The 12,176-nt window shown below is 53.9% G+C and carries 9 protein-coding genes; 3 read left to right on the forward strand and 6 right to left on the reverse strand.

What is annotated here, in order from left to right:
* Window positions 1-3: 3 nt before the first annotated feature.
* Both ytfR and ytfQ read right to left on the reverse strand, forming a co-directional pair.
* On the reverse strand, window positions 4-1,506 hold the full coding sequence (ytfR, locus tag FN037_RS17960) for a galactofuranose ABC transporter, ATP-binding protein YtfR (RefSeq protein WP_142502864.1): 1,503 nt from the start codon (window positions 1,504-1,506) through the stop codon (window positions 4-6).
* A gap of 68 nt (window positions 1,507-1,574) precedes the next feature.
* Complete coding sequence (ytfQ, locus tag FN037_RS17965; protein ID WP_138361668.1) at window positions 1,575-2,531, reverse strand: galactofuranose ABC transporter, galactofuranose-binding protein YtfQ; 957 nt, start codon at window positions 2,529-2,531, stop codon at window positions 1,575-1,577.
* Between the two features lie 403 nt (window positions 2,532-2,934).
* On the opposite strand from ytfQ, the gene ppa reads away from it, so the two are divergent.
* The gene (gene ppa / locus FN037_RS17970; RefSeq protein WP_138361669.1) at window positions 2,935-3,465 is read left to right on the forward strand and encodes an inorganic diphosphatase; all 531 of its coding nucleotides are present in this window, start codon (window positions 2,935-2,937) and stop codon (window positions 3,463-3,465) included.
* A gap of 86 nt (window positions 3,466-3,551) precedes the next feature.
* On the opposite strand, the gene FN037_RS17975 is transcribed toward ppa, so the two are convergent.
* From FN037_RS17975 to tamA, 3 genes are read right to left on the reverse strand one after another with little or no spacing between them, the layout of a single operon-like run.
* Window positions 3,552-3,899, reverse strand: coding sequence for a gamma-glutamylcyclotransferase (locus tag FN037_RS17975; RefSeq protein WP_138361670.1), 348 nt, complete (start codon window positions 3,897-3,899; stop codon window positions 3,552-3,554).
* A gap of 2 nt (window positions 3,900-3,901) precedes the next feature.
* Window positions 3,902-7,678 (reverse strand): translocation/assembly module TamB domain-containing protein, encoded by a 3,777-nt coding sequence (locus tag FN037_RS17980; RefSeq protein WP_142502865.1) that lies wholly within the window; start codon window positions 7,676-7,678, stop codon window positions 3,902-3,904.
* Window positions 7,675-9,408: an autotransporter assembly complex protein TamA gene (gene tamA / locus FN037_RS17985; protein WP_138361672.1), complete on the reverse strand. Its 1,734-nt coding sequence runs from the start codon at window positions 9,406-9,408 to the stop codon at window positions 7,675-7,677. The genes FN037_RS17980 and tamA overlap by 4 nt, the downstream gene beginning before the upstream one ends.
* A gap of 209 nt (window positions 9,409-9,617) precedes the next feature.
* Between tamA and msrA the strand changes: the two genes are divergently transcribed.
* Together msrA and FN037_RS17995 are read left to right on the forward strand one after the other, a co-directional pair.
* Window positions 9,618-10,256: a peptide-methionine (S)-S-oxide reductase MsrA gene (msrA, locus tag FN037_RS17990; RefSeq protein ID WP_138361673.1), complete on the forward strand. Its 639-nt coding sequence runs from the start codon at window positions 9,618-9,620 to the stop codon at window positions 10,254-10,256.
* Window positions 10,257-10,425: 169 nt separating this feature from the next.
* On the forward strand, window positions 10,426-11,769 hold the full coding sequence (locus FN037_RS17995; protein WP_138361674.1) for a hemolysin family protein: 1,344 nt from the start codon (window positions 10,426-10,428) through the stop codon (window positions 11,767-11,769).
* 48 nt (window positions 11,770-11,817) lie between these two features.
* On the opposite strand, the gene FN037_RS18000 is transcribed toward FN037_RS17995, so the two are convergent.
* Window positions 11,818-12,024: a DUF1107 domain-containing protein gene (locus tag FN037_RS18000; protein WP_138361675.1), complete on the reverse strand. Its 207-nt coding sequence runs from the start codon at window positions 12,022-12,024 to the stop codon at window positions 11,818-11,820.
* Between the last annotated feature and the right edge of the window lie 152 nt (window positions 12,025-12,176).

Genomic DNA, 12,176 nt, shown 5'->3' on the forward strand with positions numbered 1-12,176 from the left:
TCCTTATGCCGCAATAGCATTCATGATCGCCGGAACGGAGAGCTCGCTCAGCGCCAGTTCCGCCACCTGCTGGCGATCGCGCATGATAATCACCCGATCGGCATAGCCCACCAGCTCTTCCAGCTCTGAAGAAATCACCAGCAGCGCCAGGCCATCGGCACACAGGGATTCGATCAGACGGATGATCTCCGCATGGGCACCGACATCAATACCGCGCGTCGGTTCGTCGAGGATCAGGAACTGTGGTTTGGTCAGTAGCCAGCGAGAGAGTAAAACTTTCTGCTGATTCCCCCCGGAGAGGAACTCTATCGGTTGCTCAGCGTTAGGGGTACGAATCCCCAACTGGCGGATAAAGCGCTGGGCAATCTCATTTTGTTCACGTCGGCCAATCGGCCGCAGCCAGCCGCGCTGCGCCTGCAACGCGAGAACGATATTTTCCCGTACCGACGCAGCGGCGATAATACCGTCTGTTTTGCGATCTTCGGGACAAAAACCGATCCCGAGGCAGGATGCCTGATGTGGCGAACGCAGAGTCTGCGGTTTGCCTTTGATCCATGCTTTGCCGCAATCCGCGGGTTTGATGCCGAAGATCACTTCCGCCGTTTCCGTCCTTCCCGAACCGAGCAGGCCCGCCAGACCCACGATCTCTCCAGGACGAACCTGGAGATTAAACGGCGCGATGGTGCCTTTTTTGCCAAAATCTTCGAAGGCGGCGACCGGTTTCTCACTCAGCAGAGTACGGCCTGCACGTTGCAGAGCGTTATGCTCCAGCTCACGACCCAGCATCATTTTCACCAGTTCGATTTGCGGCAGTTCGCGGGTTTCCCGGCAGCCAACAAAGCAACCGTTGCGCAGGACGGTGATGCGATCGCTCACCGCATACACCTGGTCAAGAAAATGGGTAACGAAAATCAGACTGACCCCGCTATCGCGCAACTGGCGCATCAGGGTGAAGAGCATCTCCACTTCCTGGGTATCCAGACTGGCGGTGGGTTCATCAAGAATTAACACTTTTGCGGACAGATCAATCGCCCGACAGATCGCCACAATCTGCTGCATCGCAACCGAAAAGCGATTGAGCGGTTCGCGCACATCAAGGGAAAAACCGTAGGACGCCATCAGATCCGTCGCGCGCTTTTCCATCTCTTTACGCCGCAGCAGGCCAAAGCGTCTCGGTTCACGGCCAATAAACAGGTTATCCGCCACCGACATATTGGGCAGCAGGTTTACTTCCTGATAGACGGTGCCAATCCCCAACTGCTGGGCATGAGCGGTATTTTTTGGCGCGATCTCCTGCCCTTCCAGCCAGATAGCCCCACGATCCGCATGATAGACCCCGGTCAGCGCTTTAATCAGGGTTGATTTGCCCGCGCCATTTTCACCTAACAGGGCCATGATTTCGCCCCGCCGCAGGCTGAAATTAACGTTATCCAGCGCTTTCACGCCGGGGAAAAATTTGCTTAACCCTTCGGTACGAAGAATTTCCTGATGTGATTCGTCGTTCATGCTCTCCCCTCACCTTAACCCTCTCCGGGAGGAGAGGGTTCTCAGCCGTGCAGTCGTCAGACAACCACTCAGTAGCCCATATTTTTCTTCTTCTCCAGCTCTTCTTTCGCGGTATCCGGTAAGTAGAGCGTTGATTTAGTGATGATCACTTTCTCAGGTACGGTGCCGTCTTTTTTGTATTTCTCCAGCGCATCGAATGCCGGCCCGGCCATGTCCGGCGTCAACTCGACGCTGGCATTCGCTTCACCGGCAATCATTGCTCTATAGATATCCGGTACACCGTCAACGGAGCCGGTGAGGATATCTTTGCCCGGCTTCAGCCCGGCCTCTTTAATCGCCTGAATTGCGCCAATGACCATATCGTCGTTATGGGCGTAAACCATGCAAATGTTCTTGCCGTTGTTTTCCGCTTTAATAAAGCTCTCCATCACTTCTTTACCCTTACTACGGGTAAAGTCGCCGGATTGGGAGCGGATAATTTTGATATTCGGCGCGTTAGCAATGGCTTCGGCAAAGCCTTTCTTACGATCAATCGCCACGCTTGCTCCGACGGTGCCCTGCAGTTCAACCACGTTGCACGGCTTACCATCAACGGTTTTAATCAGCCATTCGCCAATCAGCTTACCTTCCAGCACGTTGTTCGCGGTGACGGTCGTCATATAGAGATCTTTATCTTTTACATCAATCGAGCGATCGAGCAGGAAAACGGGAATTTTTGCCTCTTTGGCTTCCTTCAGTACCGGCTCCCAGCCGGTCGCCACCACCGGAGCGATAAAGATGGCATCAACCCCCTGCGCGATGAAAGAACGTACTGCCTTAATCTGGTTTTCCTGCTTTTGCTGCGCATCGGCAATTTTCAGGGTGATACCGCGTTCTTTCGCTTCCGCCCTGGCGACGTTGGTTTCAGCCGCACGCCAGCCGGATTCTGAACCGACCTGAGAAAAACCTACGGTAAGAGGGGCAGCCATAGCCATAGACGACATAGCTGCGGAAACTGCTGTGACAAGAAGTAAGCGCTTCCACATAAGAAGATCCTCGTAGGGTTATTGTTGGTTAAAACCTCACCTGCGGACAAACTATAGACAATCGGAGATGTAACTGGATGCGTTACATCACACTTCAAAAAAGTTAATTAGATGTTAATCGACACAACTTACGCCAGCAGAGAGCCCATAAGGCTTCGCGCCCTGTGTGATGATGGCTGTTTATGATGAAATTTTGCACGTATTGAGATATCAAGCACATGCAATGAAAACGGTTACATAAATTTATTCAGTATGCGGCTATGTTTATGGATTTTTCGATTGTTTAACGGGGAAAAATTCAGACGCTTGCCATGCATTTCGCGGAAAAAGAAGCGAAGACATTCGATGTGAGTTGGCTATAATACCTGGCACTTGTTTGCCATACATTTTAAAGGAAACAGACATGAGCTTACTCAACGTACCTGCAGGCAAAGATCTGCCGGAAGACATCTACGTCGTGATCGAAATCCCGGCGAACGCAGATCCAATCAAATACGAAGTCGACAAAGAGAGCGGCGCACTGTTCGTTGACCGTTTTATGTCCACAGCGATGTTCTATCCGTGCAACTACGGTTACATCAACCACACTCTGTCTCTGGACGGTGACCCGGTGGACGTTCTGGTCCCGACGCCGTACCCGCTGGAGCCGGGTTCAGTGATCCGCTGCCGTCCGGTTGGCGTGCTGAAAATGACCGACGAATCCGGTGAAGATGCCAAACTGGTTGCGGTACCGCACACCAAGCTGAGCAAAGAGTACGATCACATCAAAGATGTGAGCGACCTGCCGGAACTGCTGAAAGCGCAGATCACCCACTTCTTCGAACACTATAAAGACCTCGAAGCCGGCAAATGGGTTAAGGTTGATGGCTGGGACAACGCCGAAGCGGCGAAAGCTGAAATCGTTGCTTCCTTTGAGCGCGCGAAACAGAAGTAATCCCGCAGCGTTCTGACCAACGAACACCGCCTTCGGCGGTGTTTTTTGTCTAAAGAAAACAACGCCACCCGAAGGTGGCGTTGCCGTTATTGATACTGGTCTCTGTCCAACCAGTTGCCATTTTCTATCAGCACAAACCCCTCAACGGGGCGCTGATAGACATACATCCAGGCACTACCGTAGGGCGTCTGGATTAAGTGACGAGCATACTCGCCCCCTTTGGTACGCAACGCATCCAATTCAGCCAGCGTCGAAGCGTCAATACGATAAACTTCACCATGTACTGTGCCCTTACCCGGCACTGCACCTGGATAGTGGCCCAGGTTGTACAGTTGATAATCAGTGACACTATGATCGCCCAGCCACTGAGCATTAGTCATCCAGTGGCTGTTGCCTTGTTTGCGTCGTAAACTGCCGTAAACAAATATTCGCATTGCTAAAACTCAAACTGATAGAGCAAATCGAGAGCCTGGTCTACGCCAGACACCGCTTCCATATATAGCTTAGGCATCAGGCGATAACGCAACGTCAACGTCGCCAGGGAATCAAAGATCCCTACCCCATATTTTACCTGCAGACCCGGCAGTACATAGCCGCTGACCACCACCTGGGAGGAGTCACCCACCCCCTCGGTATCCAGCGCCAGATTGCTTACGCCAAACGTCTCGCCGATTTTACCCACAACCTGACCACTTTGTGCAACCCCCATGCCAATAAGCATCGAGGTCATAGCCGCACTATCGCTCTGTCCGCTGCTTAACCCCTGCCCTCGCAGCAGATAAGAGAGCGCCTCTTGTTGCGACATTACCGGGTCAGAGAATATTTCCGCTTTCGGCTGATCGGCCGAACCGGTCACTCGAACGCCAGCAACCACATCATCTTCAGTGGCATCCGGATTACGAATAGCTTCAATATTCAACAACGGCTGATCCGGTGGGCCGGAGAACATCAGCTCACCTTTACGCACAATCAGATCCTGACCATAGGCGTGAAAACGGCCTTCCGGGATACTGATCTGCCCGTTCAGGCCCAGCCCCTGTTTATCCTGAGCGACTTTCAAATCACCGGTCAAACGGGCTTTCAGGCCGAAGGCGCTCAGACGAACATTATTGCCGACGTGGATCATCAGGTTACTGTTGATGGGGATACTGGCGCTCTGCTGCTTAATCGGTTGCAGATTTTTATCCAGCATCACTTCATCAGAAGAGACGCCAACGGCGCTTTCCGGCACTTCATTGACGACAATACGTGCCCACGGCACATCGACGCTGCCATCAAGGCTAAACAGGCTTGGTGTGGCAGTAAAGACCACATCCGGCGATACATCAAGGCGCACCATCGGCGGCACGGTTATCCGCACCCGGCTGCCTTTCGCCGCGATTTGCGCGCGCCAGTTATCAATCTGCGTCCAGTCGGCGCTACCGCTTAAAGCAATTTGCCCCTGGCTGGTATTCACCGTTCCCTGCAATGTTGAACGGGTGCCGGTAAAATTCATTGCCAGCTGGCTCGGCTGCATATCGAACGGCATAAAGTTGCCTTCAATATCCACGCCATTGAGCCGCATCTGACCATGCAACTGCGGGTTCTGCACATTACCGCCAAGCGTAAGATGCGCGTTAAGTATCCCCTCAGCCTTCTCACCGCGCGCGAAAACAGGATTTATCATCGCCAGCGAGAAGTTGTTGATATTAACATTGCCCCCCAGATTGCGGCGTCCCTGCGGATCGGTGACCTGAACCTGCCCGTCCAGTTGACCGTTGTTGGTCAAACGAATCAACCAGCCCAGCTGCGCGCGGTTATTGTGCAAATCGGCCGTGAGGTTCAGGGTATCGAAAGACACCGGTAGCGGCGCGTCATTGACCATCTGGGTCACTTTCACGTTACGCCCGTTTAGCGTGACCTTGCCCTGCGGTAATCCCTCTTTGGTCGTGTCCCAGCTCACATCAGCGTTACCGCTAAATACGCCGCTGGCGCGCGTCTCTTCCGGCATAAACGGCTTCAGCATCGCCAGGTCGAAACGCCTGAGATCCACCCGCGCGTGCCCGCTCGCCCCCGCGTCGATGGTTTGCGGCACGCATAGCTCGGCATCAGAGTTAGTCCAGCAATGTGGCCCGATACTGATTTTTTGCTCAAGATGACGGTAATCCAGCGCAATATCCCGCGTCAGGGCAACCGGCCCCACCGGCGTCTGGAAACGCGTATTGCTGAGCGTCCCTTTCCAGCGCTCTGCTTTACGATCAAAGCTCCCTGCCAGCGACAGATGCCCGGCAACCGGCTCGCCCTGCACCCGCAGTTGCAGGTCGTGCTGCTTCTCGTCGCCCTTCGCATTGAGCTGTACCAGGCTGATATTGACACCCGGCTGACGAATACGATCGATGCGTACATCAAGGTTTCCGCCAATCTGCTCTGCAGATTTGACATCCCCCTTCACGTTCACTTGCGCAATGGACAGCTCCTGCCAGCGCAGCGCCCGGGCGGTGATATCCGCCAGTAGCTGCGGCGCATCGACGGTACCGCGGACTTTCACCAGTCCCTTCGCCGTGCCGCCCAGTCCCGGCAGCGCATTATCAAGCCGCGGCGCATCAATCGTGGCGTCGAGGTTCAGATCTTTCACCCCCAGTTCGCCTTTCACGTCGGCGCGATTAGGGCCTAACGCCAGATGCAGGCCGGGGATTTTCCACTGCATATAGCTATTGCCCTGCAGCGAACCGTTCACATCGACCTTATTCTGTTTCACATTACCGGTGATTTTTAGCTCCGGCACCGACATCTGCCAGCTTCCGCCGTACAGGCTACCCTGAGTTTTAATCAGACCGTTGAGCTTCGAGGGCCACTCAGGCACCTCTTTCGCGGTGTTAATGCCGTTGAGCGTCAGTTCGCCACGCCAGCTGATCGCCTGCTGCCAGTCAAGCAGCGCTTTCAGCTCGGTTTTCCCCTCCAGGGCGGCGACGGTCAGCTTATCGATATTGACCTGTTGTTCGTTGCCCTTCGCGTTCAGGCTAATTTTTGCCGGCGGCAGCGATTGTCCTTTCACCGCGGTGCTGAAAGCCATGGTGTAGTCGGTCATTTTGCCGTTAAATTTCAGCAGCAGATCATCGGCCTGGAACGCTTTCTCGCCGGTAAACGGCCAGTAGAGCTGGTTGCTTTTAACCTCCATATCCAGCGGTAAGCCCGCTTCAGCCAGCTGCGCTTCGGCACGCAGCGTCATTGCCACTGGGCCAGTTAAATCCACGCCAACCGTCAGCTTTTTACGCACCTCGCCCCCGACGTTCAGTTGCACCTTCTCGCCCTTCAGCGGATCGATATTCAGCGTGCTGTTAAGGGTGATATCAACCGGCCAGTTTCCCTGCAATTGCGCGCGACCGGAAGCCTTCACGTTGCCCTGGTCGGAGTCCACATCCAGCGCATCCAGTTTCATCTGCCCGTCAGTGCTGCTGACTTTCAGCAACAGCGTATAGATGGTCATATCGGTATCGCCGGTCAGGCGCAGCTGTTCGCCGCGGAACGCCTGAATATTGAGATTCAGCGGCAAATGAACGTCTGCCATTTCCAGCAGCACCGGCTTCGAGAAGAGATCTTTCATCATCTCGCCAATCGGTTTCTCTTCCGGCTGCGGGTTGGCGATTTTCGGTTCGACCACCTGCTCTTGCGCCACTTTTGCTGCTTTCGGCAGCGCAATAAGCAACCCTTGCAACGAAGTCGGCGTCAGGGTCAGGTTTTTCTCCTGCCAGTTCAGGCCGCTGGAAAAATCACGCAGCGAAACGGCGGTATCGTCAATTTTCACATTGACGTTATGCAGCGCCACCCGGTTCAGGGTAATCGGATAGGGAGTGGAAAGATTTAGCGGGCCGCTCTCTTCTTCCTCCACCGGCTCAGCTGGCGGCATTTTACGGGTATCGATCGTCACATAAATATCGCGCAGAGAGATATCGTTGACGCACAGGCTGCTGTCCCACAGGCAGCGCAGCTTGACGCCAAGGTGGAACTGACCTGCGCTTATCGCCACCCCAGGCTGTTCATAACGTATATTATTGAGCGTCAGGTCACGCCAGCCGCCGGTGGTTTTGCCGATTTCCAGCCCCGGAACCCAACGATTGGCGGCGTTTATCACCAGATGCAGGCCCGTAGTGGTGCCCACCAGAAACCCTGCTGTTCCCAGTAACAACACCAGAAAAATCAGTACGCCGAGGCTTATTTTCTTCCATAAACTCATAATTCAGGCCCCAGACCAATGTAAAACTGTAAACCGTGCTCATCTTTGTCGCCTATCGGCCTGGCGATATCCAGTTTGATCGGCCCGACCGGCGACTGCCAGCGCACGCCAAAGCCCGCGCCGGTTTTGAAATCACTTTCACGGATATCGCTCACGGCTTCACCACTGTCGACAAACACCGCGCCCCACCACTTGCCGCTCACGTTATACTGATATTCCAGCGAGCCGGTAGCCAGCTTCGAAGCCCCTATCAGCTTGCCATCATCATCTTTAGGCGAGATAGATTTGTATTTATAACCACGAATACTCCGGTCCCCCCCGGCGAAGAAACGCAGGTCCGGCGGAACTTTGCTGAAGTTATCGGCTTCAATCCAGCCGAGATTGCCGCGCACCACGAAACGGTGACGGTCGTAGAGCGTTCGGATCCACACATCCTGCGCCTGCATGACGATAAAGTTAATATCCGAGCCCCACAGGGTGTTGGAATAGTCTACCGAGTAGCGCTGCGAATCGCCCCAGGTTGGCATCAGACCGCCCCGCGAGCGGGTCCGGTTCACCGACACGCCCGGATAGATCAGCATCGTGGTATTCGTCACGTTAGCCTGGGTAAAGTGGTCAAGGCTCCAGCGCAGATTCAGCGCGCGCTGCCAGCCGCTCGACATCTCCCAGTAGCGCGAAACGGCCAGGGTCGTTGAGTCCGCTTTCGTATCGTTGAGGTCCGTACGTTTGAATCCGCCCTGCATCAGGTAGTACTGCTCAAGGGGGCTTTTTAACAGCGGAATTTTATAGCTGAAATCAAGCTGCTGCTCAGGAGCGGAAACGCTAAGACTGGAAGTCAGGCTATGGCCGTACGAGTTCATCCACGGCTTTTTCCACGTCCCTTTGACCCGCGGGCCGACGTCAGTTGAGTAACCGACGCCGGTTTCAACGGTATTCTCTTTACGCGGGGAGACAACGCCCTGCAAAGGCAGAATTTTGGTCTGGCGGGACTTTGCAAACTGCGGCGCCACGACCACAGAGCTAAACCAGCCGGTAGCCGACAGACGGCGGTTGAGTTCGGCTAAATCCTGCGAAGTGTAGTAGTCGCCCTGTTTAAACGGCACCAGGTTTTGCAGGTATTCGTCGCGAATCTGCGAGCCTTCGAAAGTGACCGGGCCAAAGCGATAGCGCTCGCCGCTGTTGTAGTCGATATCCCAGAAGGCCTGATGTCTGTCGAGAGAGACGCCAAGCTGGCTTTTATTAAATTCGCTATCGAAATATCCCTTGCGCAGCGCAATGCGGGTCAGTGAACTTTTGAAGCCATCATAATCGCTATGATTGAGCACAGTGCCGATGGCCGGGCGCGTTTTTAACAGATCCAGATAGTCGCGATCGGTCCGCGCTCCGCCGCGCAAAATAACCTCGGTACCGCCAATACGCACCGGTTCGCCGGGCGTGACTTTAGCAATCAGGACCTGGCGCCCCTTCTTTGGCGGCGGACGCAAATCAAAATCGATCGTCGGTTCGTAGTAACCCAGCGCTTTGAGCCCTTCACGAATAGCATCGTCCACGCGCGCGCGGAAGCGCCGATCCGGCGTCACCTCATCGCTCTGGATCGTAGACAATTGGGCGCGGACGTTTTTTTCCAGCTCCCCGGATAACCCCTCCACTTGCAAACGCACGCTCGCTGCGCTGGCGACCCCGCTGACCAGTAAAAGGCTGGTGATACATAACTGGCGGATTTGTAGCACGTTTTCTCCTGAATATCCTTGTTTGCCCCGAAGGAAACGAAATCGCCGCTCCACGGCTTAACAACCCACTAACAGCCAGGGGTTGAAAAAGTGACAATAGCCCAAATAGTTCTTATGTTTAAATTTAGACGTATTGAGCGTGTGTATTGTGTTAAAAGACACGCCTGGTTACAACCTAAACCCCCTTTTCTGTTTTTATGAGGCCCACCGTGAGTCTATTTGATAAAACGCATCTTGTCGCCCAGGCGGACGCGCTGCCGGGACGCAATACGCCGATGCCGGTGGCTACGCTCCACGCCGTCAATGGCCACTCAATGACCAACATTCCGGCAGGAATGGAGATCGCCCTGTTTGCTATGGGCTGTTTCTGGGGCGTCGAACGCCTGTTCTGGCAGCTTCCTGGCGTTTACAGCACCGCCGCGGGCTATACCGGAGGCTATACGCCAAATCCGACCTACCGCGAAGTCTGCAGCGGTCAGACCGGTCATGCGGAAGCCGTCCGTGTGGTCTACGATCCCCAGGTCATCAGTTATGAACAGTTATTACAGGTATTCTGGGAAAATCACGACCCGGCGCAGGGCATGCAGCAGGGCAACGATCATGGCACCCAGTATCGTTCAGCGATTTACCCGCTGACGCAGGAGCAAAGCAAAGCGGCGCAAGCCAGCCTGGCGCGTTTCCAGGCGGCAATGCACGAAGCGAACGACTCGCGCACGATCACCACTGAGATAGCGACGGCGAAGCCATTCTATTATGCGGAAGACGATCATCAGCAGTATCTGCACAAAAACCCATACGGGTACTGCGGTATCGGGGGGATCGGCGTGTGTCTGCCGCCACAGGCCTGATGTTACTGCCTGGCTGAATAATTTACGCGCTGGCGGCTATACGGTGCCTTACGCTATACTACCCCGTGTTACAAGCCGGTCCTATGCCTTCGGACCGGTTTTTTGTGTGTTCCACATGAGTATTATTCACTTCCCTTCCGAGGATCTGATCTCAACGATCAGATAAGATATGTTAAACAGTATTTTAGTCATACTTTGTCTGATTGCCGTCAGTGCATTCTTTGCGATATCGGAGATCTCGCTGGCCGCGTCACGTAAAATCAAACTCAAACTGCTGGCCGATGACGGCAATGTGAACGCCCAACGCGTTCTCAAAATGCAGGAGAACCCCGGCACCTTCTTTACCGTGGTGCAAATCGGCCTCAATGCGGTGGCGATTCTCGGCGGTATCGTCGGCGATGCCGCATTCTCACCGGCTTTCGATGGTCTGCTAAGCCGCTATATGTCCCCCGCGCTGGCCGAACAGCTAAGCTTTATCATCTCCTTTACCCTGGTCACCAGCCTGTTCATCCTGTTTGCTGACCTGACTCCGAAACGCATCGGTATGATTGCGCCTGAAGCCGTCGCTTTACGCATCATCAACCCGATGCGCTTCTGCCTGTTTGCCTTTCGCCCGCTGGTATGGTTGTTCAATGGCATGGCTAACAACATCTTCCGCTTGTTCAAAATTCCAATGGTGCGTAAAGACGACATTACCTCTGATGATATTTACGCCGTGGTGGAAGCCGGCGCGCTGGCCGGAGTGCTGCGTAAACAGGAACATGAGCTAATTGAAAATGTGTTCGAGCTGGAGTCGCGCACCGTTCCTTCATCCATGACCTCCCGGGAAAACGTCATCTGGTTCGATCTCCATGAAGATGAACAGAGCCTGAAAAATAAAGTCGCAGAGCATCCGCACTCCAAATTTCTGGTCTGTAACGAAGATATCGATCACATCATCGGCTACGTTGATTCCAAAGATCTGCTTAACCGCGTGCTGGCGAATCAAAGCCTAGTGTTAACCGGGGGTGTGCAAATCCGCAATACGCTGATTGTCCCGGACACTCTGACGCTGTCCGAAGCGCTGGAAAGCTTCAAAACCGCCGGTGAAGACTTTGCTGTAATCATGAACGAGTATGCGCTGGTGGTGGGGATTATCACCCTTAACGACGTGATGACCACGCTGATGGGCGACCTGGTCGGTCAGGGGCTGGAAGAGCAGATCGTCGCACGCGATGAAAATTCATGGTTGATTGACGGCGGTACACCGATTGATGACGTGATGCGCGTGCTGGATATCGATGAATTCCCACAGTCGGGTAATTACGAAACGATTGGCGGCTTTATGATGTTTATGCTGCGTAAAATTCCCAAACGCACCGACGCCGTAAAATTCTCTGGCTATAAGTTTGAAGTGGTGGATATCGACAACTACCGCATCGACCAGTTGCTGGTGACCCGTATCGACAATAAGCCGACGGTGCTGTCCCCCAAAATACCGGATGCCGCGGATAACGAAAAAGCATCGGCGTAAGCCCTTTTAAAACGAAATATGGCTCCCGTCGGGAGCCATCTTTTACCCTCAGGCCATCTCTGTCTGCAGACGCATAACCTGACGGTTGACCTCAGACATCACTGACAAATGCAGCTTGTCCTTGATCTTCGGGATAAGGATTTTACCCTTATCAAATTCAAAAGCGCCAACGTCCTTGATATACAAACGTCCACGAAACAGGATCTTCACGTACTTCGCTACTTGTAGCGGGTTGTAGCGTTGGAAAATTTTCATTGTTGTCTCCTGCCAGGGTTACGCTCTTGTGGTGCCACAGTTAGCCCACGTATCGGGAGCGCAAATTTTAGTGCCCTGAAACTATAGTCCAGAATCTCAGTGATACCCAGTTTGTATAAGTTTATTTACCGTTTAATGACATTAATTCAGAG

It is taken from the genome of Klebsiella sp. 2680 (assembly GCF_900198535.1).
Classification (GTDB): Bacteria; Pseudomonadota; Gammaproteobacteria; order Enterobacterales; family Enterobacteriaceae; genus Klebsiella; species Klebsiella indica.